At 72.7% G+C, this 24,612-nt stretch carries 20 protein-coding genes; 8 read left to right on the top strand and 12 right to left on the bottom strand.

Translation table 11 applies throughout. From position 1 onward, the window contains the following. Both IE267_RS37180 and IE267_RS37175 read right to left on the bottom strand, forming a co-directional pair. Positions 1 to 614, bottom strand: a 614-nt coding sequence (locus tag IE267_RS37180; RefSeq protein WP_189766287.1) for a DEAD/DEAH box helicase, incomplete at its 3' end; no start/stop codon positions are given. Positions 615 to 995: 381 nt separating this feature from the next. Then, positions 996 to 1,199 (bottom strand): cold-shock protein, encoded by a 204-nt coding sequence (locus IE267_RS37175; protein ID WP_100580096.1) that lies wholly within the window; start codon positions 1,197 to 1,199, stop codon positions 996 to 998. Between the two features lie 310 nt (positions 1,200 to 1,509). On the opposite strand from IE267_RS37175, the gene IE267_RS37170 reads away from it, so the two are divergent. The 4 genes from IE267_RS37170 to IE267_RS37155 all read left to right on the top strand — a co-directional run bounded on the left by IE267_RS37170 (position 1,510) and on the right by IE267_RS37155 (position 5,659). Next, positions 1,510 to 2,661, top strand: a complete 1,152-nt coding sequence (locus tag IE267_RS37170) for a sensor histidine kinase (RefSeq protein ID WP_229861644.1) — start codon at positions 1,510 to 1,512, stop codon at positions 2,659 to 2,661. Beyond that, the gene (locus IE267_RS37165) at positions 2,658 to 3,314 is read left to right on the top strand and encodes a response regulator (RefSeq protein WP_167152643.1); all 657 of its coding nucleotides are present in this window, start codon (positions 2,658 to 2,660) and stop codon (positions 3,312 to 3,314) included. Before IE267_RS37170 ends, IE267_RS37165 begins: the two co-directional genes overlap by 4 nt. A gap of 142 nt (positions 3,315 to 3,456) precedes the next feature. Further along, a complete protein-coding gene (locus IE267_RS37160) occupies positions 3,457 to 4,095 on the top strand; it encodes a GOLPH3/VPS74 family protein (protein WP_189766286.1) in 639 nt (212 codons plus the stop codon). Next, positions 4,088 to 5,659 carry a carboxylesterase/lipase family protein gene (locus IE267_RS37155; protein WP_229861643.1) on the top strand — a complete coding sequence of 524 codons (1,572 nt, stop codon included), beginning with the start codon at positions 4,088 to 4,090 and terminating at the stop codon, positions 5,657 to 5,659. The genes IE267_RS37160 and IE267_RS37155 overlap by 8 nt, the downstream gene beginning before the upstream one ends. A 10-nt stretch (positions 5,660 to 5,669) precedes the next feature. Here the strand turns inward: IE267_RS37155 and IE267_RS37150 are convergent, their stop codons facing one another. The 7 genes from IE267_RS37150 to IE267_RS37120 form a co-directional block, all read right to left on the bottom strand. Further along, complete coding sequence (locus tag IE267_RS37150) at positions 5,670 to 6,575, bottom strand: polysaccharide deacetylase family protein (protein ID WP_229861642.1); 906 nt, start codon at positions 6,573 to 6,575, stop codon at positions 5,670 to 5,672. Positions 6,576 to 6,949: 374 nt separating this feature from the next. Continuing rightward, positions 6,950 to 8,182 carry a GNAT family N-acetyltransferase gene (locus IE267_RS37145; RefSeq protein ID WP_167152646.1) on the bottom strand — a complete coding sequence of 411 codons (1,233 nt, stop codon included), beginning with the start codon at positions 8,180 to 8,182 and terminating at the stop codon, positions 6,950 to 6,952. A gap of 92 nt (positions 8,183 to 8,274) precedes the next feature. Beyond that, the gene (locus tag IE267_RS37140) at positions 8,275 to 9,423 is read right to left on the bottom strand and encodes an XdhC family protein (protein ID WP_189766285.1); all 1,149 of its coding nucleotides are present in this window, start codon (positions 9,421 to 9,423) and stop codon (positions 8,275 to 8,277) included. 46 nt (positions 9,424 to 9,469) lie between these two features. Then, positions 9,470 to 10,933 (bottom strand): NCS2 family permease, encoded by a 1,464-nt coding sequence (locus IE267_RS37135; protein WP_161258147.1) that lies wholly within the window; start codon positions 10,931 to 10,933, stop codon positions 9,470 to 9,472. 352 nt (positions 10,934 to 11,285) lie between these two features. Next, positions 11,286 to 13,691, bottom strand: a complete 2,406-nt coding sequence (locus IE267_RS37130; protein ID WP_167152648.1) for a xanthine dehydrogenase family protein molybdopterin-binding subunit — start codon at positions 13,689 to 13,691, stop codon at positions 11,286 to 11,288. 2 nt (positions 13,692 to 13,693) lie between these two features. Then, on the bottom strand, positions 13,694 to 14,287 hold the full coding sequence (locus IE267_RS37125) for a (2Fe-2S)-binding protein (protein WP_189766284.1): 594 nt from the start codon (positions 14,285 to 14,287) through the stop codon (positions 13,694 to 13,696). Between the two features lie 2 nt (positions 14,288 to 14,289). Then, positions 14,290 to 15,186, bottom strand: a complete 897-nt coding sequence (locus IE267_RS37120) for an FAD binding domain-containing protein (protein WP_161258155.1) — start codon at positions 15,184 to 15,186, stop codon at positions 14,290 to 14,292. A gap of 263 nt (positions 15,187 to 15,449) precedes the next feature. Between IE267_RS37120 and IE267_RS37115 the strand changes: the two genes are divergently transcribed. Continuing rightward, a complete protein-coding gene (locus tag IE267_RS37115) occupies positions 15,450 to 17,120 on the top strand; it encodes a PucR family transcriptional regulator (protein ID WP_167152650.1) in 1,671 nt (556 codons plus the stop codon). Positions 17,121 to 17,261: 141 nt separating this feature from the next. Beyond that, complete coding sequence (locus tag IE267_RS37110) at positions 17,262 to 18,035, top strand: hypothetical protein (protein WP_167156059.1); 774 nt, start codon at positions 17,262 to 17,264, stop codon at positions 18,033 to 18,035. 99 nt (positions 18,036 to 18,134) lie between these two features. Here IE267_RS37110 and IE267_RS37105 read toward each other — a convergent pair whose 3' ends face one another. Beyond that, positions 18,135 to 18,935: a GntR family transcriptional regulator gene (locus IE267_RS37105; RefSeq protein WP_189766283.1), complete on the bottom strand. Its 801-nt coding sequence runs from the start codon at positions 18,933 to 18,935 to the stop codon at positions 18,135 to 18,137. A gap of 122 nt (positions 18,936 to 19,057) precedes the next feature. Between IE267_RS37105 and IE267_RS37100 the strand changes: the two genes are divergently transcribed. Both IE267_RS37100 and IE267_RS37095 read left to right on the top strand, forming a co-directional pair. After that, the gene (locus IE267_RS37100) at positions 19,058 to 19,894 is read left to right on the top strand and encodes a (2Fe-2S)-binding protein (RefSeq protein WP_189766282.1); all 837 of its coding nucleotides are present in this window, start codon (positions 19,058 to 19,060) and stop codon (positions 19,892 to 19,894) included. A 193-nt stretch (positions 19,895 to 20,087) separates the two neighbouring features. Beyond that, positions 20,088 to 21,149 carry a DUF2637 domain-containing protein gene (locus tag IE267_RS37095; RefSeq protein ID WP_161245504.1) on the top strand — a complete coding sequence of 354 codons (1,062 nt, stop codon included), beginning with the start codon at positions 20,088 to 20,090 and terminating at the stop codon, positions 21,147 to 21,149. A gap of 51 nt (positions 21,150 to 21,200) precedes the next feature. On the opposite strand, the gene IE267_RS37090 is transcribed toward IE267_RS37095, so the two are convergent. Continuing rightward, positions 21,201 to 21,569, bottom strand: a complete 369-nt coding sequence (locus IE267_RS37090) for an ATP-binding protein (protein WP_308428884.1) — start codon at positions 21,567 to 21,569, stop codon at positions 21,201 to 21,203. A gap of 1,074 nt (positions 21,570 to 22,643) precedes the next feature. Next, positions 22,644 to 24,548, bottom strand: coding sequence for a serine/threonine protein kinase (locus IE267_RS37085; protein WP_189766280.1), 1,905 nt, complete (start codon positions 24,546 to 24,548; stop codon positions 22,644 to 22,646). Positions 24,549 to 24,612 lie beyond the last annotated feature (64 nt).

The raw sequence follows: 24,612 nt of genomic DNA, 5'->3' as shown, positions 1-24,612 counted from the left end.
TGGTCCAGACGGCAGTCCCGGCGCTCGATCAGGTCCTTGAGCCGGCCCGGCGTCGCCACCACGACCTCCGCACCCGAACGCAGCGCACCCGCCTGCCGCCCGATCGACATCCCGCCGACGACCGTCGCCAGCCGCAGCCGCAGGGCACGGGCGTACGGGGTCAGCGCATCGGTGACCTGCTGGGCCAGCTCACGCGTGGGCACCAGGATCAGCGCGAGCGGCTTCTTGGAGTCGGCGCGGCGGCCCGCGGTGCGAACCAGGAGGGCGAGGCCGAAGGCGAGGGTCTTGCCGGAGCCGGTGCGGCCACGGCCGAGCACGTCACGGCCCGCGAGCGAGTTCGGCAGCGTGGCCGACTGGATCGGGAAGGGCTCGTTCATGCCCAGGCTCGCGAGGAGTTCGAGCACCTCGGCGGGCAGCTCAAGGTCGGCGAAGTTCGCGACGGGCGGCAGCGCCGGGGTCACGGTGACGGGGAGGGCGAACTCACCCTGCGGTGCGGCGGGCCTGCGGCCGCCGCCGGAGCGGTTCGGCCCCTGGGGCCGGAAGCGGGCCCCACGGTCGGCGCCGCCCTTGCGAGCGGCGGAGTAGCGGTCGTTCGTGCGAGCTGAACGGTTCAAGGAGAACCTTCCTCGATATGGCACGTATCGAGGGACGCCCGGCGAATTCGATCAGCCGGGGCATCGCAAGAACGAGCCGAAAACAGAAGTTGAATTCCGATCCGGCCGCACGGGGGCGCGGAAATCCCCCGCCCGATGTCGGAATGCCGGGCAGCCGCCGCCTGGTGGGGCGGGCGGGCCGGATCAGGACAGCGGGCTGATGCCGCCCCGGCCGTGGCCGTGGCGGTTCGTCCGCTGCGTGGCGGGACGCGGGCGGTGCCCGGTGTCCCGCGGGCCGTGAAAATTCCGTCATGGGGTGACGGTGGCCCGGTGGCACAGCAACGGGCTGGGGCCCGCACCCCAAGGTGCGAGCCCCAGCCGCGTGCAGAAAACGCTTCAGCGTCAGGCAGGCGTGATGTTCTCGGCCTGCGGGCCCTTCTGGCCCTGCGTGACGTCGAAGTTCACCTTCTGGCCTTCCTGAAGCTCACGGAAGCCCTGGGCGGCGATGTTCGAGTAGTGGGCGAACACGTCCGGACCGCCACCCTCCTGCTCAATGAAGCCGAAGCCCTTTTCCGCGTTGAACCACTTCACGGTGCCAGTAGCCATGTCATATCTCCTTCGGGGCAATGCCCGGGGGTCCGCACTGTGCTGACCCCGTCGTTACCGCGATGATTGCCCCGTCCGGAAAACACCGGAAATACAAAAGCGCCCGACGGCATAAAACCATCAAGGCACTTGAAGTCTTTGGGAACCACAACTGCAACTGGGATCAACAGTAGCACGGATCTGACAAGGTGGCACGGCAAATACTACTATTTTGCGCGCGTCGCCAGGAGGCCCCGCCGTACTTTCGGCAAATTTCCGGGGCCACGGGCACGAATATTTCCGCTGCGGCAGGGGTTGGTAGCGTCGCAGCGTGGGTCTTACGCGCGTTCTCGGCGGTACCGGCAGCCCTCCCCCGACCCGGGCGGTCGAGGTGCTGCGTGCGGGGTCGGCGGTTCTGGTGCTCGGCGTGGCGGTGCCCGTCTGTCTGGCGGCCGGGGCGGAGGCCGGTGCCGCCTGGCGGCCCGCCGCCGCCCTCGCGCTCGCCGTGGTGCAGGCCGCGGTCCTGTGGTGGGTGGTGGGACGACCCGCCGTGGTGCTCCTGGTGAGCGCGCTGCTCGGGTCCACCATGTGGCTGCTCTTCCCGGCGCTGAGCCTGACCGGGGCACTGCTCGGGGCGCAGCTCGCGCTGTGCGTCCTGTCCGCGCTGCGGCCGGTGCGCACCTCCCGGTGGGGGCTGCTCGGGATGCTCGCGCTCGCGCCGCTCGCCTTCGTGGGCGGCGGGGTCCTGTCGCTCGTCACCCAGCTGCTTGCCGCCGCGCTGGCCTGGACGGCGGGCCAGTGGCGCCGGGCGCAGCAGCAGCACCTCGCCGCCGAGACCCGGCGTGCGGTGGCCGAGGAGCGGGCCAGGATCGCCCGGGAGGTGCACGACGTGGTCGCCCACACCGTGTCGGTGATGGTGATCCAGGCGAGCGCCGCCGACGACGTGTTCGACGCCGATCCGGAGCAGGCGAGGCAGGCCCTGCGGGCCATCGACGGCGCCGGCCGCTCCGCGCTCGGGGAGCTGCGGCTGCTGCTGCGGGCGGAAGCGGGCGAGGAGGGCGGCGCGGGCGGCGACGGCCGGCGTCCGCGGCCCGGGCTCGGCGACCTGGCCGAGCTGGCCGCGGGCGCGCGGTCCGCCGGGCTGGACGTCGAGCTGCACGAGGAGGGCCGGGGCCCGACACCGCCGGCCGCCGTTGACCTCGCGGGCTACCGCATCGTGCAGGAGGCCCTGACCAACACCCTGCGGCACGCCGGGGCGAGCCGGGCGCGGGTGTCGGTGTGCCGTGACGAGGAGTCCGTCCGCATCCACGTCAGCGACAACGGCCGCCCCGGAGGCCGGAGTTGGCGCTCTGCCGGGTCGGGGCGGGGGCTCGCGGGGATGCGGGAGCGGGCCGCGCTGCTCGGCGGCACCCTGGAGGCGGGCCCGGGGCCCGACGGGGGTTTCGAGGTACGCGCGGTGCTGCCGATAAGGTACGCGTCGTGACGATCCGGGTGGTGGTGGCCGACGACCAGGCGCTGGTGCGCGGCGGTTTCCGTCTGATCATCGACGCGCGGGACGATCTGGAAGTGGTCGGCGAGGCCGCGGACGGGCAGCACGCGGTCCGCCTGGTGGGCGAGTTGCGGCCGGACGTCGTCCTCATGGATGTGCGGATGCCGGTCATGGACGGCATCGACGCGACCCGGGCCATCGTCGCCTCCGGCAGCGCGGCCCGGGTGCTCGTCGTCACCACCTTCGACCTCGACGAGCACGTACTGACCGCGCTGCGGGCCGGGGCCAGCGGCTTCCTGCTCAAGGACATCCGGCCCGCCGAACTCGCCGAGGCCGTGCGGGTGGTCGCGCGCGGGGACGCGCTGCTCGCGCCGACCGTGACGCGGCGCATGCTCGACCGGTTCGCGCACACCACGACGCCCCCGGCGCCCGCCGCCCTCGCCGGTCTTTCGCCGCGCGAACGCGAGGTGCTCACCCTGATCGGGCAGGCCCTCTCCAACTCCGAGATCGCCCGCCGGCTGCACCTGTCCGAGGCGACGGTGAAGTCCCATGTGTCCGCGGTACTGCGCAAGTTGGGGTTGCGCGACCGGGTGCAGGCGGTGGTCGCGGCGTACGACCACGGTCTCGTCGAGCCGCGCCGCGGCTGAGCCACGGCCCCGCCCGTACCCCTGCCCGCCGCCCCGGTCATCCCGTGGGATGAGGCGGCCGCGTACTCATCCCGTGGTCGGGGCGCGGTTCGGTCCGGCTGGTGGATGCCCCGCGCCGGGCGGCCTGCCTAGCGTCGGTGCCATGACCGACACCCTGTACGGCCGGATGTATCTCGCGGCCTACGACACCGACGCCGGGGCCCCTTACGGCCGCACCCGCACCGGCTTCCTGCTGCGCGCGGCGCTGCTCGCGGAGCTGGCCTGCCTGGGCCGCGTCGCCGACACCTCGGGCGAGGTGGCGGTGACGGACACCGGCAGCACCGGGGATTTTGTGCTCGATCTCGTCCTGTCCCGCGTCGGGGGGCACCGGCGCACCTGGAAGGCGTGGGTGCGCGCCGACCGCGGGGAGACCCTGGGCGCGGTCGAGGACCGGCTCGCGGCCCTCGGCCTGGTCACCGTCGCGGAGCGGCCCGCGTTCAGGCGTTCCGCCCGGCGCGAGGTGACCGTGCGGCACGCGGCGGACGTACGGGCCCTTCAGGCGCGGCTCACCGCCGTGCTGCGGGGTACCGGGCCCGTCGAGGCGTACGACGCCGTGGTCCTGGCGCTCGGCGCGGCGGGCCGGGTGCGGCACCTCGTTCCGGCGGCGGATGCCCGCGCCCACCAGGGCCGTCTCGACGCGATGACCGGGCGGCTCGACGCGATCGCGCCCGGGCTCGGCCACGCGGTGCGCGGCCTGCGGACCACCATGGTCGCGGCTCAGGGCGGAATGGGGGGTGGCTGAGGTGCGGTGGCTCGCCGCGGTCGCCGCGAGCGCGGTGGCCGTGCTGGTTCCCTCCGCCGTGGCGCCCCCGCCCGCACCAGCCGCATCCGCATCGGCCGCGGGGTCGGCACCGGTGGTGCGGACCGGTGCCGGGGCGGTGCGCGGGGCGGACCACGAGGGATACCGGGTCTTCTTCGGCGTCCCGTACGCCGCTCCGCCCGTCGGGGCTCTGCGCTGGGCGCTGCCGAGGCCGGCCGCCGCCTGGCACGGCGTCCGCGATGCGACGCGGCCCGCACCGGCGTGCGCGCAGCCCGCCGGCGAGGTGCCGGGCGGCAGCACCGGCGAGGACTGTCTCCACCTGAACGTGACCGCCCCTTCCGACGCGAGCCCGAGCCGTCCCCGGCCGGTGCTGGTGTGGCTGCACGGCGGCGGTTTCACCTCCGGTGCCGGAAGCTCCTACGACGCGCACCGGATGGCGGTGCGGGGCGATGTGGTCGTGGTCACCGTCGACTACCGCCTGGGCGCGCTCGGTTTCCTCGGCCGCGCGGGCCTGCCCGGCTCGGGCACCTTCGGCCTCGCCGACCAGCAGGCGGCGCTGCGCTATGTACGGCGGAACATCGGCGCGTTCGGCGGGGACGCGCGGAACGTGACGCTCGCCGGGGAGTCGGCCGGGTCCTACGCGGTCTGCGCCCAGCTCGCCTCGCCCGCGGCGGCCGGGCTGTTCCATCGGGCGATCATGGAGAGCGGGCCCTGTACGGGTGGTCCGGCTCGCCCGTTCGCCCCCTATGCGGTGGGACCTGCGGCGGCGGAGGCCGCCGGGGCGAAGCTCGCCGACGCGGTCGGCTGCGCACGGCGGGCGGATGTGCTCGGCTGTCTGCGCCGGGTTCCGGTGGCCCGGCTGCTGGCGGCGCAGGGGGCGGACGCACAGCCCGAGTACGGGACTCCTCTGCTGCCGCGCGACCCGGCCGGGGCGGTCGCCTCGGGGCGGGTGGCGCGGGTACCGGTGCTCATTGGGGCCAACCACGACGAGGGCACCGTCTGGGCGGCCGGCATCATCGCGGCCGGCACGTCCGTCAATCCGGCCAACTGGCCCGATGTGGTGCGGGAGTTCGTGCCCGACCCGGCGCGGGCCGCGGAGGTCGTGGCAGCGTATCCGGTGCACGGCACGGACGGCGGGCCGGTGTTCGGCGCGGTCGTCGGGGACGCGAACTACGCCTGTCCCACGCTGCGCACCGGGTCACTGCTCGCGGCGCGTCAGCCGGTGTGGCGCTACGAGTTCGCCGACCCGGACCCGCCGCGCCCGACGCCCGCTCCCCCGCCGTTCCCGCTGGGCGCGACCCACACCACCGAGCTGCCGTACCTGTTCGATCTGGGCGGCAGGCCAAGAAATATGACGGAAGGTCAGCACCGGCTCGCGGACACGATGATCGGGTACTGGACGCGGTTCGCCCGCTTCGGGGACCCGGGCGGCGGCGGGGCGCCGCGCTGGACGCGCTCACAGGTGCAGGGCCTGGCGCCGGACCGTACGGGCCCGGTGCGGCCGGGCGGGGTCCACCACTGCGGGCTGTGGGCGACGATGCCGTGAGCGGCGCGCGTCAGACGGCCGGGAAGCTGAAGGTGTAGCCCTCCTTGGCGAGCCACGGGAGCAGCTCCTTCAGTGCCTCGACCGTCTGGCCGCGGGAGCCGCCGCCGTCGTGGAAGAGCACGATCGGGCCGTTCTTGAGCTCCTGCTTCACCGTCTTGACGATCGTCCCGGTGCCGGGCTGCTTCCAGTCCTTGGTGTCGACGTTCCAGCCGAGCGGGCGCATCCCGTGGCCGGCCGCGATGTGGCGGTTGTCGGGCGTGAAGGCGCCGCCGGGCGCCCGGAAGTACTGGACCTTGGCGCCGCCGGCCGCCTGCTCGATCATCTTCTGGGCGTCGAGGATCTCGGCGCTCTGGTAGGCGACGGGCTTCTTGTTCATGGCCTCGTCGTGGCTGACGGTGTGGTCGCAGAGCCGGTGACCGGCCTCGACGACCTCCTTGACCATGGCGGGGTCGGCCTTGGCCTGGGGGCCGATCATGCAGAAGGTCGCCTTCACGCCGTACTGCTTGAGGACGGCGAGGATCTTCGGCGTCCAGACCGGGCTCGGGCCGTCGTCGATGGTGATCGAGACGGACTTCCCGCCGCTCTCGGTGGCGTGGTCGATCGTTTCCGATATCCCGCCGGAGCCGGGGGGCCCGGCGGCGCCGGTGGCGTCGGCCGAGCCGTCCGAGCCGTCCGGCGCACTGTCGTCGCCGCCGGGGCCCGACGGCCGGGCGGGGCCGGAGGGCCCACCGGCCGGCTTGTCGTCGGACTTTCCGGGGGCATGGGACTTGGCGGAGGAATGCGCGAGGGCTGGGCCGGGACCGTCGGCGGAGGTGTCGCTGCCGAGGAACACCGCGGCGGCGACGCCGCCCGTCAGGACCACGGCCGCAGCCGTGGCCATCGCGATGCGGCGTGTGTGGGCAGTCGGTCGCGCCATGGATTCCCCATCCCCTCGGTACGTGCCGGTACGGCAGCGGAGCTTCACCAGTCGGCCACGATCGCACGATCGCGCTCGAATCCCGAAATGTGAATTCCCCGGCCGGGTATCGACAGAAAATACCCGAATACCGACAACCTTCTTGACATCCAAGGGGGTTGACGCGCCATCAGTGGTACGAGAGGTCCGGTGCGGGCGCCGCGTGCCGGGACTTTGGTCCCTAACGCGCAGGCAAAGACGGAGCCAAGGGCGCGTCCGGTTCCCGCTCCGAGCAGGGAGTTCACCGCGGGACGTTCGTCCCGGCCCCGCCCGCCCGGCTACGAGAGCCTCGTCACTCCGGCCCGCGCATGCCCCCGCCCCGCTCCCCCGGTGGGTCAGAACTCGTCGACGGTGTGCGGCAGTTGCGTGGTGCGCAGCGCCGCGTCCAGGGCATCGGCCGCGCCCGGGGTGTGTTCCGTCACCAGGCCCGCGAGCACCAGGCGGCGCACCTCGGTGCCGCCCAGGTAGCAGGCCGCCAGGTCGCGCACGTCGAGGGCGAGGTCGGGCGCGGCCGAGGTCGGCTCGTAGGTGCAGCCGTGCGGGGAGGCGGCCAGGCGGAAGCGGCCGGCGTTGGCCGGGACGCGGTCGTCGGTGATCTCCAGGACGAGGAGGACCTCGGCCGCCCAGGAACGCGCGGTGAGCGCGGCGCCGACGTCCACCAGGCGCACCCACAGTGCGGGGAACTCGGCGACGACCCTGACCTGGTCCCGGTCGGTCGCGAACAGCAGCAGCGGGTCGTCCGGTGCCAGGCCCCAGGCGCGGACGGTACCGGTGAGGTCGATGCCGGCCAGGTAGTTCCACAGCGCGGCCTCGCCCGCCGGGGTGTCCGCCTCCAGCTCGGCGACCTGGACGGTGCCGGGCTTGGCGGGGTCGTCCTCGCGCCGGGTGCGGTAGACGGCGTAACCGGCGAGCGGCTCGCCGACGGCGCCGAGGCCCACCACCCGGGGCGGGCCGAGCTCCTCGTCGTCCTCGTCGGTCTCGGGCAGCCACTCGCCGCGCCAGCGCTCCGCGTCGCGCGCGACGCGTCCGGCCCGGCGGGTGCGGGTCGTCTCGTAGGAGGGGCCGAGTTGGGCGGGCGCGTCGGCGGGGTCGATCAGACGCAGGGGGCGCGGGTCGGGAGCGATGCGCAGGTCGAGCGGGCGGGTCGAGTTGATCTCGACCGTGGTCCCGTAGGTGCCCGCGCCGAATCCGAAGCGGCCGTAGATGGCTGCCTCCGAGGCCCACAGCGCGGCGATGGGACGGCCGTGCGCGGCGCAGCGGCGGAACACCTCGGCGATCATGCCGGAGAGCACGCCGCGGCGGCGGTGGGTGGGTGCGACGGAGACGAACGTGAGCCCGGGGCACGGGAGTTCACCGCCGGGGACGGAGAGCGTGAAGCGGTGGGCGACGAGGAAGCCGACGAGTGCGTCGCCGTCGTAGGCGCCCACCCGGTCGCAGCGCAGCACCATCGCGCGGTGGTACTCGCGCTTCTCCTTCTCGTCGGGGCGGTCGTGGAAGACCAGCCACCAGAGCTCCAGGGCGCGGTCGACGTCGGACTCGGGCACGTCGCGGAACTCCAGCTCGCTCATGCGGCGACCCTAACCCGACCGAAACGGGCAGTCACCCGCATAACGCCCGGGTCGGGGACGGTCACCCCGGGCGGCGTCGGAGCCGGCGGGAGCTAGGCGACCGAGCCGATGCGGCCGACCTTCGTCGAGCCGTCGTGGTGGATCGGGGTGTGGGCGCCGGTCAGGGCGACCCCGCTGCCGCCGCGGCGGTTGGCGACGATCTCCGCGGCGATGGACAGGGCCGTCTCCTCGGGCGTACGCGCGCCGAGGTCGAGGCCGATCGGGGAGCGCAGGCGGTTCAGTTCCAGCTCGGTGACGCCCACGTCGCGCAGCCGCTTGTTGCGGTCCAGGTGGGTGCGGCGCGAGCCCATCGCGCCGATGTAGGCGACCGGCAGCCTCAGCGCGGTCTCCAGGAGCGGGATGTCGAACTTGGCGTCGTGGGTCAGGACGCAGAGGACCGTACGGGAGTCGGTGTCGGTGCGCTCCAGGTACTTGTGGGGCCACTCCACGACGATCTCGTCCGCCTCGGGGAAGCGGGTCTTCGTCGCGAAGACGGGCCGGGCGTCGCACACGGTCACGTGGTAGCCCAGGAACTTGCCGACCCTGACCAGCGCGGCGGCGAAGTCGATGGCGCCGAAGACGATCATCCGGGGGGCCGGGACGCTCGACTCGACGAGCACGGTGAGCGGCTGCCCGCACAGGCGGCCGTCGGCGCCGAGGGAGACCGTGGCGGTGCGGCCCGCGTCGAGCAGGGCGGTGGCCTCGTCGGCCACGGCACGGTCCAGCTCGGGGTGTCCGCCGAGAACGCCTTCGTAACGGCCGTCGGGGTGGACGAGCAGGGCGCGGCCCATCAGCTCGGCCGGCCCGTCGGTGACCCGGGCGACCGCGGCGGCCTCGCCGCGCGCGGCGGTGGCCAGGGCGGCGGCGAACACCGTGCGGGCGGGGGCGTTACCACCGACCGGGGTGACGAGTATGTCGATGACGCCGCCGCAGGTCAGGCCGACCGCGAAGGCGTCCTCGTCGCTGTATCCGAAGCGTTCGAGGACGGTCTCGCCGTCTTCGAGCGCCTGCTGACAGAGTTCGTAGACCGCGCCCTCCACACATCCGCCGGAGACCGAACCGATCGCCGTGCCGTCGCTGTCGACGGCGAGGGCGGCACCCGGCTGCCGGGGCGCGCTGCCGCCGACGGCCACCACGGTGGCCACGGCGAACTCGCGTCCCTGCTCGACCCACCGGTTCAGCTCTTCGGCGATGTCCAGCATGTTCGGTCTCCTTAACGACGTGTGGAGGGCGTCAGCGGCGCGGCCGCTACTTGACGCCGAGCCAGTTCTCGATGGGATGGAGGGCGAAGTAGATGGTGAAGACGGCTGTCAGGGCCCACATGAACCCGCCGATCTCCCGCCACTTGCCCTGTGCTGCCTTGATCACGGTGTAGGCGACGACGCCCGCGCCGACACCGGCGGTGATGTTGTACGTGAACGGCATCAGGGCCACGGTGAGGAACACCGGGATGGAGACGGACCGGTCGCTCCAGTCCACGTGCTTGGCGGCGCTCATCATCATCGAGCCGATGACGACCAGGGCGGCGGAGGCGACCTGGGCCGGGACCAGCTGGGTGACCGGGGTGAAGAAGAGGCAGGCGGCGAAGAAGAGACCGGTGACGACCGAGGAGAGGCCGGTACGGGCGCCTTCACCGGCGCCGGAGGCGGACTCGATGAACACGGTCTGGCCGGAGGCGCCGGAGACACCGCCGATCGCACCGCCCGCACCGTCGATGAACAGCGCCTTGGACAGGCCCGGCATGCGGCCCTTGTCGTCGGCGAGCTTGGCCTCCTGGCCGACGCCGATGATGGTGGCCATCGCGTCGAAGAAGCCGGCGAGCACCAGGGTGAAGACGATCATGCCGACGCTGATGGCGCCGATGGAGCCCCAGCCGCCGAACTCGACGTGGCCGAAGAGGCCGAAGTCGGGTGAGGAGACCGCGCTGCCCTTGAGGCCGGGAGCGGCGCCGCCCCAGTCGGCGTCGGTCAGGCCGGCCGCCTTGGTGACCACGAAGGACAGGACGCTGCCCGAGACGATGCCGATGAGGATCGCGCCGGGCACCTTGCGGGCCTGCAGGGCGAAGATCAGCAGGAGCGTGATCGCGAAGAAGAAGACGGGCCAGCCGACGAGCTGGCCGGTCAGGCCGAGGGTGACGGGCGGTCCGTTCTCGGGTCCCTTGCCCACGAATCCGGCCTTCACCAGGCCGAGCAGGGCGACGAACATGCCGATGCCCATGGTGATCGCGTGCTTGAGCGCCAGCGGGATGGCGTTCATGATCATCTCACGCAGGCCGGTGACGACCAGAAGCATGATCACGACGCCGTACATGACGCACATGCCCATGGCCTGCGGCCAGGTCATGTTCGGGACCACCTGGGTGGTCAGGGCCGCGGAGACGTTGAGTCCGGCGGCCAGAGCGAGCGGGACCTTGCCGATGAAACCCATCAGCAGGGTGCTGACCGCGGCCGCGAGCGCGGTGGCGGTGACCAGGCCCGCGTGGCCCAGCACATGCTTGTCGACATCGGGCGTCGAGAGGATCAGCGGGTTGAGCAGGAGGATGTAGCACATCGCCATGAAGGTGGTGATGCCGCCGCGCACTTCCTGCGCGAACGTCGATCCTCGCTCGGATATGTGGAAGTACCGGTCGAGCCAAGACCTGCCGGCGGGGGGACGGGAGCCGGAGCCCGCGTCCTCGGCGGTGGTCTTCGGCTCCAGGGACTGCTGGGTCATGGTGCCTACTCCCAAGGTTCACAGGGGCACCCGCATAAGACTTGAATCCTCAGGTCAGACAAGCTGCGGGATTTGGGATGGTGCGTGGGCTGCACGACCCGGGGGACGGCCCGAGACGAACGGTGTCTGCTCCTGCCGGGGTACCGGAGGCGGTACCGCAGTGCAGATGGCTACGGGTGTTGCTGGTGTGACTCGGTTGTGCCAGTGGTGCTCGTACTGCTGGTGCTACGGGTGCTGCGAGGACCGCGAGCGGTGCGGTACTGATGTGCTCCGGGCGGTGCGGGCATCGGAAGTGTGACGTTCCTGGGAGGCACGCACCGCCCGGAGGGATCGGGGGATCCCCGGGGAGGGATCAGGCGCCGGTGCCCGTGAGGTGCTCGGGGCGGACCGGGGTCTTGTTGAGCTCCAGACCGGTCGCCGCCCGGATCGCCGCGAGGACGGCCGGGGTGGACGAGAGGGTCGGGGCCTCGCCGAGACCGCGCAGACCGTACGGCGCGTTCGGGTCGGCGAGCTCCAGGACGTCGACCGGGATGGTCGGGGTGTCCAGGATCGTCGGGATCAGGTAGTCCGTGAAGGACGGGTTGCGCACCTTCGCGGTCTTCGGGTCGACGATGATCTCTTCCATCACCGCGACGCCGAGGCCCTGGGTGGTACCACCCTGGATCTGGCCGACGACGGAGAGCATGTTGAGGGCCTTGCCCACGTCCTGGGCGGTGGCCAGCTCGACGACCTTGACGAGGCCGAGCTCCGTGTCCACCTCGACCACCGCGCGGTGCGCGGCGAACGTGTACTGGACGTGGCCGTTGCCCTGGCCGGTGACGAGGTCGAAGGCCTGGGTCGGACGGTGCCGGAACTCCAGCTCCTCGTCGATCGCCTCGCCCTCCAGGACGTCCGCCAGGTCGGCGAGGACCTCGCCGCCGTCGGTGACGACCTTGCCGCCTTCGAGCAGCAGCTCGGCGGTGGCCCAGGCGGGGTGGTAGGAGCCGAACTTGCGGCGGCCGAGCTCCAGGGCCTTGGCCCGGACGGCCTCGCAGGTGTTCTTCACCGCGCCACCGGTCATGTACGTCTGCCGGGAGGCGGACGTGGAACCGGCGGAGCCGACCTGGGTGTCGGCCGGGTGGATGGTCACCTGCGTGACACCCAGCTCCGTACGGGCGATCTGGGCGTGCACGGTGACACCGCCCTGGCCGACCTCCGCCATGGCCGTGTGGACCATCGCGACGGGCTCGCCGTTGATGACCTCCAGACGGACCCGGGCGGTGGAGTAGTCGTCGAAGCCCTCGGAGAAGCCGACGTTCTTGATGCCGACCGCGTAGCCGATGCCGCGGACGACGCCCTCGCCGTGCGTGGTGTTGGAGAGGCCGCCGGGCAGGGCGCGGACGTCCGCCTCCTCGCCGGCCGCCAGCCACTGCTGCTCGGGCGGCAGCGGGCGGGCCTTGACCCGGCGCAGCAGCTCGGCGACCGGGGCCGGGGAGTCCACGACCTGGCCGGTCGGCATGATCGTGCCCTGCTCCATGGCGTTGAGCTGGCGGAACTCGACCGGGTCCATGCCCAGCTTCGCCGCGAGCTTGTCCATCTGGGCCTCGTAGGCGAAGCAGGCCTGGACCGCGCCGAAGCCGCGCATCGCGCCACAGGGCGGGTTGTTCGAGTAGAGCGCGATCGCCTCGATGTCGACGTCGTCGATGACGTACGGGCCGACGGAGAGCGAGGAGGCGTTGCCGACGACGGCCGGGGAGGCCGAGGCGTACGCGCCGCCGTCCAGGACGATCTTGCACTTCATGTGCGTGATCTTGCCGTCCTTGGTGGCGCCGTGCTCGTAGTAGAGCTTCGCCGGGTGACGGTGCACATGGCCGAAGAAGGACTCGAACCGGTTGTAGACGATCTTGACCGGCTTGCCCGTGCGCAGCGCCAGGAGGCAGGCGTGGATCTGCATCGAGATGTCCTCGCGGCCACCGAAGGCGCCGCCGACGCCCGAGAGCGTCATGCGCACCTTCTCCGGCGGCAGGCCGAGGACCGGGGCGATCTGCTGGAGGTCGGAGTGCAGCCACTGGGTGGCGACGTACAGGTCGACGCCGCCGTCCTCGGCGGGCACCGCGAGACCGGACTCCGGGCCGAGGAACGCCTGGTCCTGCATGCCGAAGGTGTACTCGCCCTTGACGATCACGTCGGCGCGCTTGGCGGCCTCGTCCGCGTTGCCGCGGATGATCGGCTGGCGGTGCACGATGTTGGGGTGCGGGACGTGACCGGAGTGGTGGTCGTCACGGCCCTCGTGGATCAGCGGCGCGTCGGGAGCGAGGGCCGAGGCCTCGTCCGTGACGAGCGGCAGCTCCTTGTAGTCGATCTTGATCTTGGCGGCCGCGCGGCGGGCCGTCTCCGGGTGGTCGGCGGCCACGAGGGCGACCGGCTCACCGTGGTGGCGGACCCGGCCGTTGGCCAGGACGGGGGTGTCCTGGATCTCGAGGCCGTAGTTCTTCATCTTGGCCGGCAGGTCGTCGTAGGTGAGCACGGCGTACACGCCGGGCATCGCGACGGCCTCGGAGATGTCGATGTTCTCGATCAGCGCGTGGGCCACGGTGGAGCGCAGCGTCTGGCCCCACAGCATGTCCTCGTGCCACATGTCCGAGGAGTACGCGAACTCACCGGTCACCTTGAGGGTGCCGTCGGGCCGCAGCGTGGATTCGCCGATGCCGCCCTTGGTGTGGTTCTGGGTGACGTTGGTGGGCGTACCGGCCGGCGTGGTGCGGGTGTTCTGCGCCATGATCAGACCGCCTCTTCCTGACGGGCGGCCGCGAGGCGGACCGCGTCGAGGATCTTCTCGTAGCCGGTGCAGCGGCACAGGTTGCCCGAGAGCGCCTCGCGGATGTCCGCGTCGGACGGCTCGGCGTTGCGCTCCAGGAGCTCGTCGGCGGCGACCAGGAGACCCGGGGTGCAGAAACCGCACTGCACGGCGCCGGCGTCGATGAAGGCCTGCTGGATCGGGGAGAGCCCGCCCGCTTCTCCAGTCTGCCCGTCCTGCGGCTTCGCCTGCCAGCGCTTGGCGGCGTCGACCGAGGTGCCGCAGGCGCCGGAGGCGCAGCCGCCGCCGGGGTGGGCGTCGGTGCGGTGAGCAGCGTAGTCGGCCAGGCCCTCCACGGTGACGACCTCGCGGCCCTCGACCTGACCGGCCGCGACCAGGCAGGAACACACGGGTACACCGTCGAGGCGGACCGTGCAGGAACCGCACTCGCCCTGCTCGCAGGCGTTCTTCGAACCCGGAAGGCCCATGCGCTCGCGCAGGACGTAGAGGAGGCTCTCGCCCTCCCACACGTCGTCGGCCTCCTGCTTACGGCCATTGACCGTGAAATTCACGCGCATGGTTATGCAGCTCCTTCAAGGGTGCGGCCGTTGTCGCCGCGGTACGACTCCCAGGTCCACATCAGCGTGCGACGGGCCATGACGCCCACGGCGTGACGGCGGTAGTTCGCGGTGCCGCGGACGTCGTCGATCGGGTTGCACGCACCCGAGGCGAGCTGGGCGAACTGCTTCGCGATCGACGGGGTGATGATCTTTCCGTTGTCCCAGAAGCCGCCCTCTTCGAGCGCCGCGTTCAGGAATTCCTCGGCCGCCTTCGCCCGGATGGGGGTCGGGGCCGCCGAGCCGATGCCGGTACGGACCGTGCGGGTCTCGGGGTGCAGGGCCAGGCCGAACGCGCAGACCGCGATGACCATGGCGTTGCGGGTGCCGACCTTGGAGAACTGCTGAGGGCCGTCCGCCTTGGGGATGTGGACGGCCTTGATCAGCTCGTCCGCCTCCAGGGCGTTGCGCTTGACGCCCTTGTAGAACTCGTCGATGGGGATGAGCCGGACGCCGCGCGCCTGGGACTCGACCTCGACGTCGGCGCCGGAGGACAGCAGGGACGGGTGGGCGTCACCGGCCGGCGAGGCACAGCCGAGGTTGCCGCCGACACCGCCGCGGTTGCGGATCTGCGGGGAGGCGACGGTGTGCGAGGCGAGCGCGAGGCCCGGCAGCTCCGTCCGCAGGTTCTCCATGATCTTGGTGTACGGGACGGAGGGGCCAAGCCGGACGCTGTCCGCCCCTACCTCCCACTGAGCCAGCTCGCTGATGCGGTTCAGGTCCAGGAGGTACTCGGGCCGCCGGTGGTCGAAGTTGATCTCGACCATCACATCGGTGCCACCCGCAATAGGCACAGCTGTGGGGTGCTCTGCCTTGGCGGCGAGCGCCTCCTCCCAGCTGGCGGGGCGAAGGAAGTCCATGAGTGGCTCTCTTCCGATTCTCAAATTCGGGGTCGTTCGCGCGGGTCCCGGGGACGGCAGGCCCTCGACATCTCAGTCGTTCATGTGCTGTTAACGCGGTGTGGAATCAGTACACAAGTCCCGATCCCTCGGGTGCAGTCACCGAAACCATGAAGGAGTTGGCTGGTCTCCGCTCACGTCTTGTAGATTCGTATGAAAGGCGGTGCTCCGTTACCTCACCGCTTTCCAACGGCAACATCAAGACAGATCGGCGGCGACACGCGATGCGGCTGCGCGCACTTCTGGAAACCGACGCGCTGGGGCTGCGGCTGCTCGGCGGCGAGGACGAGCTGGACCGCACGGTGCGGGGTGTGATGACTACGGACCTACGGGATCCGAGTCGCTATCTGGCGGGCGGCGAGCTCGTCCTGACGGGCCTCGCCTGGCGCCGGGACGCCGAAGATTCCGAGCCATTCGTACGCATCCTCGCGAGCGCGGGCGTGGCGGGTCTGGCGGCGGGCGAGGCGGAGCTGGGCGCCATTCCCGACGATCTTGTTTTGGCTTGTTCTCGCCATCGGCTCCCGCTGTTCGCGGTGAACGAGTCGGTCGCGTTCGCAACCATCACCGAGCACGTCGTACGCCAGGTCTCGGGCGAGCGGGCGGGCGACCTCGCGGCGGTCGTGGACCGTCACCGCCGCCTGATGACGTCCGGCCCGGCCGGTGGCGGCCCCGAGGTGGTCCTCGACCTGCTCGGCTCCGACCTCGACCTGCGGGCCTGGGTGCTTTCGCCCACCGGCCGCCAGATCGCGGGCGCCGGCGACGCCCTGACCCCCGCGGTCGGCGCCGCGCTGGCCGCCGAGCACCTGGGCGCCACGCGCACCGGGCGGCGCGGCCCGCACCGGGCCACCGTGGACGGGGTCACCTACTCGCTGTTCCCCATCCGCAACAACGGCCGGGGCGCCGCGCCCGCCGCCCGCGATGTGCGCGAGACGGTGCTTTCGGACTGGCTGCTGGCCGTCGAGGCCGACGCGAGCGACTGGCCGGCCGCCCGGCTCGACCTCCTCCAGGGCGTGACCCAGCTGATCGCGGTCGAGCGCGACCGGCGCGACGCGGCCCGCACGGTGCGCCGCCGGCTCGCCCAGGAAGTACTCGAACTCGTGCAGACCGGCGCCGCGCCCGCCGAGATCGCGGCCCGGCTGCGGGTCGCGGCCCCCGTGCTGCTGCCCGGCCTCGGCTCGGCGCCGCACTGGCAGGTCGTGGTGGCCCGGGTGGACTGGGAGCGCGACTCGGGTGCCGAGATCGCGGGCGGCCCGGTCGCCCAGTCGCTCCTGGAGGAGATCCTGGTCGACCCGGCGGTGGTCGGCGCCGAGTCCTCGGACCGGATCGCGGTGGCCCACGCCGGCGACGAGGCGATCGCACTGGTCCCGCTGTCCGCGGCCACGGCCGAGGGTGCCGAGGGCGGTCTGCACGCCGACGCGCTGCTGACCGCGGTGCGCGCGCCGCTCGCGGCGGGCCTCGCCGACGACGGCCGCCTGACCCTGGGGGTCAGCGCGGCGGTGCACTCCGCCGAGGGCCTGCGCGGCGCCCTGGAGGAGGCCCGGCACGCCCGCCGGGTCGCCGCCGCCCGCCCCGGCCGGGTGTGCGCGGCCGGCCACCACGAGCTGGCCTCGCACGTGCTGCTGCTCCCGTTCGTGCCGGACGATGTGCGGCGCGCCTTCACGGCCCGGCTGCTCGACCCGCTGCGCGACTACGACCGGCGCCACCGGGCCGAGCTCATCCCGACCCTGGAGGCCTTCCTGGACTGCGACGGCTCGTGGACCCGGTGCGCCACACGACTGCATCTGCACGTCAACACGCTGCGCTACCGGGTGGGCAGGATCGAGCAGTTGACGGCCCGTGACCTGTCCCGTCTGGAGGACAAGCTGGACTTCTTCCTGGCGCTTCGGATGAGCTGACAGTCGTTCCCGGCCAGTGTCGGACGATTGTGAACTCATTCACGCACCCCCCTTGGCCCGGCGTGCCATTCCGTGCTGAGATGCGGATCTACTCAGCAGCTCGATGGCGCGCTCGGGGAGGGCAACGTGGCGTACACCGCCATGTCTGGTTCCGGAACGACTGCAGATGACGGGGATCCGCTCCAGACGGCGATATGGCGGTTGCGCTCGCGCGGCTGCTGGACCGACGCCGCGGCCCTGCTCGAACCGCACGCGGGAGTACCGGCCGGCGCCCTTCAGCGCACCGCGCTGCTCACCGAGCGCTGTGTGTACACCGAGACCGGCTGGGCGGAGGCCGACGAAGCACTGCGGGGCGCCGAGGCCATAGCCCGCAGCGACGAGGAGCGCGGCGCCGCCGCCTGCGAGCGCGGCTATCTCGCCTACGCCTCGACCCTGTTCGGGGTGCGCGACCGGGCGGACGAGGCACGCTCGGCATTCGGCCGGGCCGCCGCCCTGATCGAACCGGCCGGCCGCGGCCGGGCGCTGCTCGACTTCCGGCGCGGGCTGCTCGCCGAGAACGTGGCCGACGCGCCCCAGGCCGCCCGCTCCGCCTACCGCCGCGCCCACGAGGGCGCCGCCGCCCACGGGGACACCCTGCTGCTCTCGTTCACCTGGCGCCATCTGGCCGGACTCGCCCTGCGTGACGGGGAGTTGACGGAGGCGCGGCACGGCTTCACCGAGTCCCTGCGCATCCGCGAGGAGCTCGGCTACCTCATCGGCACGGCCCCCGCGCTCGCCGCGCTCGCCGACACCGAGGAAGAGCCCGTCTCGACCCGGCTGCGCACGGAGGCGGCCCGCCTGGTGCGCCTGCTCGGCGTTCCGACCTGGCTCGCGGCCCATCTGGGGGCGACTCCCCCACACCCTGCCGCGATGTGACGGACCGTCACCCGGCTTGCCCCGCACGGCATTTCGGCCCGAGCCGGGCCGCCCCGGCAGCCGCCCTCCCCGCTCCCGGCGCTCGCCCCGGGCGGAACGTCAGAGCGTCGAGCCCGTGAAGTGTTCCCGTACCAGCGACTGGACGACCGGCAGGTTCTGGGCGCACAGGGCGTCCAGGAGGGCCAGGTGTTCGGCGGCGTCGGCGACCAGGTCGCCGCGGCGGGCGACCGGCGCCGCGGTCAGCGGCCACTGCGCGCGGCGGTGCAAGTCATCGGCCACCTGCACCAGTTGCTGGTTTCCGGCCAGTGCGAGGACCGCCCGGTGGAAGGCGCGGTCGCACTCGGCGTAGCCCGCCCGGTCGCCGGTCGCGGCTGCTTCGGTGGTGGCCTCGGCGAGCGGGCGCAGCTCGGCCCAGCGGGCCGCCGGGACGGTACGGGCGAGGCGCAGCATCACCGGCACCTCGATCATGGCCCGCACCTCGGCGAGCTCGGCGAGTTCGCGCGGGCTCCGCTCGGTGACCCTGAAGCCCCGGTTGGGCACGACCTCGACGGCGCCCTCGATGCTGAGCTGCTGCATCGCCTCGCGCACGGGGGTCGCGGACACCCCGAACCGCTCACCGAGCGCGGGCGCGGAGTACACCTCGCCGGGCACGAGCTCGCCGTCGACCAGGGCGGTGCGCAGGGCGGCCAGTATCTGGCCGCGCACGGAGTGGCGGTGAACGGCGGTACGGGGGGCCGGGGACCCGACGGTGCGGGGAGCCGGGGGCTCGCAGTGGGTGTGCTCGCCGCGCGCGTCCTCGTCCGCTGCGCCGGAGAGCGGCTCGACGGCCCGGGCCTGGCCGGGAACCCTGGGTGACCCATACGGAGGCACGGTCGCCCCGCGCCCTCTGCCCTGCTCCACCCCGGCCTCCTACGGCTCCACTGCCCCCACAGACCATAGGCGGACAAAGCGCGAGTTCAAACATCGGCGACATCGGATAAGGTAAGCCTTACCTGTCAACGATCGTGATTCGGTGGTCCCGCATGACCGTCTCGACCTTGCTGCCCAGCCCCGTCACCCCCTCCTATGCCCGGCTCGCCGAGGCGTACTCCGGCCTGGGGATCAGGGAGCTGACGGCGGCGGAGCAGCTGCCGAGCGGTGCGGGCTGGGTCGGCGCGGCGCAGCTCGCGGCCGGCGGAACCGCCCTGGACGCCTTCCTCGCCTGGGACAACGCCCAGGTCGTACGGGACTACGGGCACCAGGCCCGCCCCGACGTCATCGCCTCGTTCGGCTTCCACCGCTATGCCTGGCCCGCCTGCCTGCTGGTGACGGTGCCGTGGTTCCTGCACCGCCGGGTGCCGCGCGTCCCGGTTGCCGATGTCGCCTTCCAGCGCAGCAGCGGCCAAATCGCCCTCCGCACAAGGGAGTTCGCCTGCCTGCCGGACGACCCGGCCGCCGAACTCCCCGGCGCCCGCGTCGTGGCCGACGAGGAGGCCCTGCGCGGCGAGGTGCGGGACGCGGTGGCCGAGCACCTCGGGCCGGTGCTCGAAGGCTTCGGGCCGCGCATGCGGCGCGGCCGGCGGGCGCTGTGGGGCATGGCGACGGACGAGATCGTCGAGGGCCTCTGGTACGTCGGCGCGCTGCTCGGCGAGGAGTCCCGCGCGATGACCGAGCTGGACGCGCTGCTCCCCGGCACGGCGAAGCCGTACGTCGGCACCCCCGGCTTCCGCGAGCTGACCGCGCCCGACGGGCGGCGCCTGCCCACCCGGGACCGGGCGAGCTGCTGCTTCTTCTACACGGTGCGGCCCGACGACACCTGCGTCACCTGTCCGCGCACCTGCGACGCCGACCGCGTGCAGAGGCTCAGCGCCGCATCCTGACTCCATGCCACCCATACGGGTGAGCGCCAGTCGAACCCAACTCGCGCGCCGGGCACGGCAGTTCGAGCGATCGCCCCCTATCCGGCTGCCCTCGCACTCCGTTGGCGTCCTCTTGCCCCGAAACCCCCTGCCGCCTCGCGCGGCTGGAGCAGTATGGCGGCCGATACGCCCTACGCGATGCAAGGGACACCGCATGCGACTGACCGACATATCGCTGGACTGGCTGCTTCCGGGCGGCGTGATGATCGTGGGGGTCGTTGTGGCTCTGGTAGTGCTCGCGCGCGGCAAGCGCACCGCTGACAACGCCGCCGGGGACGACTCCTGGGAGCGCAGCGAGGAGCGCCGCAGAAGGAAGGAGGCGGTGTACGGCACCGCTTCCTATGTGCTCCTGTTCTGCTGCGCGGCGGTGGCCGCGGCGCTCTCCTTCCACGGTCTGGTCGGCTTCGGCCGGCAGAACCTGAACCTGACGGACGGCTGGGAGTACCTCGTGCCGTTCGGCCTCGACGGCGCGGCCATGTTCTGTTCCGTGCTCGCGGTGCGCGAGGCCAGCCACGGTGACGCGGCGCTCGGCTCGCGGCTGCTCGTGTGGACGTTCGCGGGCGCCGCCGCCTGGTTCAACTGGGTGCACGCGCCGCGCGGCATGGCCCACGCGGGTGCCCCGCAGTTCTTCGCGGGGATGTCGCTCTCGGCCGCGGTGCTCTTCGACCGCGCGCTGAAGCAGACCCGCCGGGCCGCCCTGCGTGAGCAGGGTCTGGTGCCGCGTCCGCTGCCGCAGATCCGGATCGTGCGGTGGCTGCGCGCTCCCCGGGAGACCTTCGGCGCCTGGTCGCTGATGCTCCTGGAGAACGTGCGCACCCTGGACGAGGCGGTCGACGAGGTCCGCGAGGACAAACGCACCAAGGAGGAGAACAAGCTCCGCAGGCGCGACCAGGAGAAGCTGGACCGGGCGCACTTCAAGGCGCTCAGTCGGCAGAACCGCTCCTGGGGACGCGGCAGGGGCGGCGGCCGCCAGGTCGACGTCCAGGGCATCGGTCCTGGCCCGGGCTCCGCGCAGCCCAAAGCTGTCGCGGAGCCGGCCATAGCAGAGCCAGGACAGCTGCCCCTGCGCAACCGGCCCTCCCTCCAGGCCGTCGGGACCGCTGAGTCCACGCCGGCCAGGACCGTGGACCTCACCGCCGAGGACGACACCCAGGCGTTGCCCCGGCTCGACTCATTGGAGCGCAAACTGAAGGACCTGGAGCAGCAGTTCGGCTAGTCGGCGGAGGCACCCGGGCGCGGCGGAATTCCCGGCTCGCGCCTCCGCGGCCTAGTACCGCGCCACCCCGTCACCGAGTTCGAACCAGACGACCTTCCCCCGGTCGTGCTCGTGGACGCCCCAGGCGTCCGCGAGTGCCTGGACGAGCAGCAGGCCCCTGCCGTGCGTGCCGTCGTCGGACGACGGCGCGTACGGCGTGGGCAGCGTCGGCATGAAGTCCCTCACCTCCACGCGGAGTCCGGCCTCGCCGACCGCCACCGTCACGACGGCCCCGTGGCCGGTGTGGACGAGGGCGTTGGTGACCAGCTCACTGGTGAGCAGTTCGGCCACGTCGGCCGCCTCCGCCTGCGGCGAAGCCCCGAGGAGCTCCCGCAGTGCGTGGCGCACTTCCCGTACGGCACCCAGATCCGACTGCCCCACTCTCCTGCACAGCAGACGCTGGTCCCCCTGCTGCGCATCAGGTGTCCGGACGGGCCCGCTCCCCGCGGAGCCGAGTCCTGCCTGATGCCTTGTCATAACCCCCACCTGCACGCTGTGACGACCTTTCCCCCTCGAACATGCACACGGGATGCATGCCCCACCGGGCCACGGTCACGCATGGTGATTCCACAACAACCGAAAGGGATTGCCCGCGGGGGCCGCCGACGGGGAGCCCGGACATGACAGCCGCGGGCCCGGCGATCACCGCCCCGAGCGGGCCGTGCGCCGCCTCGCGCGCCCCGCGCAGCACGCCGCCCGGCTGCCGCCGGTCCCGGGCCGTCCGGCACCCGCCGTGGGGATCCGGAGCCGCTCCCCTACGCGTTGACGGCGGCATACGGGGCGTTCGAGGCGGTACGGGAAAGGAGCGGCCCCGCTCGGGTGAGCCGGTGCGGGATCGAAGGGAAGGCGGCCGGGGCGTGGGCCGGAGGTGAGGTCGCGGCGGTTCTCCACCCCGGTTTCCCCGGGGCTCGTCCGGGCTCGGGGACAAAGGGCCCGGCGTACGACGGGACAGGGGCCCCGCCCAGGGGCGTCCCCGCTCGCAACCGGCATATCCCGGAGGCAGCGCAGGCCACGGCCGGGCAGGGGGTCGCACTCCCCCGGGCCGTGGCCGCCGGTCCGGCGGTGCCGCACGCCATCGGACCGACCCCGCGCGCGGACACCCCGACCGGCGTGCCTCGGCCCATCCGCCGACGCACGCCTGCCGAACCCGGCGTATTCCGGGCCGAGTCGGGGAGCACGGCGCCGGAGGTGGCGGTACCGGCGGAACCGGTGCGCGGGCGCGACGGTTGTGGAAGCCGGTACTGTCGCATCCGCCCCACGACGACCCGCCCGGCTCGGCCATCGCCCCGGTACGCCCGAGGCGTACGCGCGGCTACGCGAGGAGCCGGAGTGCGTCGTCACGGGCACCGTCCCGACGCCGCGTGCGCGCAGGATCGCGCCGGGCCGCGCCAGGGGTCCGGCGTCGTCAACGGCGGCCTCACCCGGGCGGCGGCGCACCCCTCGGACGCGGCCCGCTCAGTACGGCACGGTGCCGCACCAGGTCTCCGCCCAGGCGGAGGGCCCGTACTTGTTGGCCGCACGCATCGACACACAGATCTCGTCACCCGAGAAGGGCCCGTTGATCGTGTAGTTGGTGCCCCCGGTGGAGTAGATGGTGTCGACGCTCTTCTTCGTGAAGTTGCTGCCCTTGTTGGTGTAGTGAATGTCGTAGCGGGTCGCGCCGGAGACCGTCGGCCAGGTCACCGCGATCGGCATGGAGCAGGCGCCGACGCAGCTGTTGGTGTACGCGAGCTTGTAGGCCTTCATGTCGGCCGGCGGCGAGCCCGCGGTCGATCCGGAAGACCCGGAGGACCCCGAGGACCCCGACGAGCCGGACGAGCCCGAGGACCCCGACGAGCCGGAGGACCCGGAACCGCCGGACGCTCCCGAGGAGCCGGAGCCGCTACCGGCGCCCTTGGCGGAGCCGCCACCGGGCGGGCTTCCCGGGCCGCTGCCGGTTCCGGCCGAACTCCCGCCGTTCGCCGCCGCGTTCTGCCCGTCGGCGCCCTTGCCGTCCGGGCCCTTCGCGTCGCCCTTGGCCTGGTCGCTCGCTCCCGGAGAAGGCGAACTGCTCTGCACGGATGGCGAGTTGCTGGTGGACGGTGTGGCGCTGGCGCCGGGACCGGCACTCGCACCCCCATGGGCACCCGCACTGGCACCCGCGCTCGCGCTGCTGCTCGGCGGCTGGGCGTGGGCTTCGTTGCCCCCGTCGCTCGCGAAGGGCTGGAGCACGGCGATCGTGCCGCCGCCGACGGCGAGCACGGCGATGACGGGCAGCACGACGATCCGTCGGCGGCGACGGGGCCGTTGGGGCTCCCGTGCCGTGACGGCGCCGACCGCCACAACGCCTTCGGGGGTCCCGGCCGGCGGCCGCAGCCCGATGGTCGCCCGGTCCACGGGCTGCTCCCGCAGGGGCGTCGCCTCGGCGTCGAGCAGCCGGGCGGACTGCTGGGCGATGCGCGCCACGACGCGGGCGGGCAGCCAGGCGCCTCGCCCGCCGCTCGGCCGGGTCCGTTCCGGGTCGGTCAACAGTTCGTCCACGGAGGGGCGTTGGTCGATGTCCTTCGCGAGACAGCGGGTGATGAGCGCCCGCAGCGCCTCGTCCTCCACCCCCGTCAGATCGGGCTCGCCCTCCACGATCTGGAACATCACGGCGTGCTGGTTGCTGGCGCCCTGCCCGAACGGCAGCTGTCCGGTGGCCGCGTAGGTCAGCACGCACCCGAGGGTGAACACGTCGCTCTTGACCCCGGCGCTCTGCCCGCGCACCTGCTCGGGCGACATGAAACCGGGCGAGCCGACCGCCATCCCCGTACTGGTCAGCAGGGACTCGACGGACGTCTCCAGCGCCCGGGCGATCCCGAAGTCGATGACCTTCATGCCGTCCACGGTGAGCATCACGTTGGACGGCTTCAGGTCACGGTGCACGATTCCCGCGCCGTGAATGTCCCCCAGCGCCTTCAGGAGCCCCTCGGCGAGGGCGTGCAGCGACGCGACCGGCAGCGGCCCGTACCGCCGCACGATCTGTTCGAGCGAGAGCCCGGGAACGTACCCCGTGGCCACCCACGGCGGCTCGTCGCCCGGGCCCGCGTCGAGCACCGGCGCCGTGTAGCGCTCGCCGACCTTGCGGGCCGCCTCGATCTCCCTGCGGAACCGCGCCCTGAACTGCTCGTCGGACACGTGCTCCTCGTGCACGACCTTCACGGCGACCGTGCGGCCGCTGTCCGACCGGGCCAGGAACACCCGCCCCATACCGCCCGCGCCGAGCCGTCCCAGCAGCAGGTACGGCCCGATGCGCGCGGGGTCACCGGCCGCGAGCGGCTTGATGCCCCCGTCCGCGTAATCGTCCTTCTCGACGCGTCCGTCCCCGTTCGTACCGCTCATGATGGTGTGGCTCCCCCGGCCCTTCACGCCTGGTCATCGGCGCAACTGCGCTGAGCGTAGCCGC

The organism is Streptomyces xanthochromogenes (genome assembly GCF_014650455.1).
In the GTDB taxonomy this organism is placed as follows: domain Bacteria; phylum Actinomycetota; class Actinomycetes; order Streptomycetales; family Streptomycetaceae; genus Streptomyces; species Streptomyces xanthochromogenes.
This window is presented reverse-complemented; position numbering and strand designations above follow the sequence as displayed.

Coding starts and splice junctions, on each gene's coding strand:
- IE267_RS37175 (WP_100580096.1), bottom strand. CDS start 1,199: ATGGCTACTGGCACCGTGAAGTGGTTCAACGCGGAAAAGGGCTTCGGC.
- IE267_RS37160 (WP_189766286.1), top strand. CDS start 3,457: ATGACCGACACCCTGTACGGCCGGATGTATCTCGCGGCCTACGACACC.
- IE267_RS37150 (WP_229861642.1), bottom strand. CDS start 6,575: ATGGCGCGACCGACTGCCCACACACGCCGCATCGCGATGGCCACGGCT.
- IE267_RS37145 (WP_167152646.1), bottom strand. CDS start 8,182: ATGAGCGAGCTGGAGTTCCGCGACGTGCCCGAGTCCGACGTCGACCGC.
- IE267_RS37140 (WP_189766285.1), bottom strand. CDS start 9,423: ATGCTGGACATCGCCGAAGAGCTGAACCGGTGGGTCGAGCAGGGACGC.
- IE267_RS37135 (WP_161258147.1), bottom strand. CDS start 10,933: ATGACCCAGCAGTCCCTGGAGCCGAAGACCACCGCCGAGGACGCGGGC.
- IE267_RS37130 (WP_167152648.1), bottom strand. CDS start 13,691: ATGGCGCAGAACACCCGCACCACGCCGGCCGGTACGCCCACCAACGTC.
- IE267_RS37125 (WP_189766284.1), bottom strand. CDS start 14,287: ATGCGCGTGAATTTCACGGTCAATGGCCGTAAGCAGGAGGCCGACGAC.
- IE267_RS37120 (WP_161258155.1), bottom strand. CDS start 15,186: ATGGACTTCCTTCGCCCCGCCAGCTGGGAGGAGGCGCTCGCCGCCAAG.
- IE267_RS37115 (WP_167152650.1), top strand. CDS start 15,450: ATGCGGCTGCGCGCACTTCTGGAAACCGACGCGCTGGGGCTGCGGCTG.
- IE267_RS37110 (WP_167156059.1), top strand. CDS start 17,262: ATGTCTGGTTCCGGAACGACTGCAGATGACGGGGATCCGCTCCAGACG.
- IE267_RS37100 (WP_189766282.1), top strand. CDS start 19,058: ATGACCGTCTCGACCTTGCTGCCCAGCCCCGTCACCCCCTCCTATGCC.
- IE267_RS37095 (WP_161245504.1), top strand. CDS start 20,088: ATGCGACTGACCGACATATCGCTGGACTGGCTGCTTCCGGGCGGCGTG.
- IE267_RS37085 (WP_189766280.1), bottom strand. CDS start 24,548: ATGAGCGGTACGAACGGGGACGGACGCGTCGAGAAGGACGATTACGCG.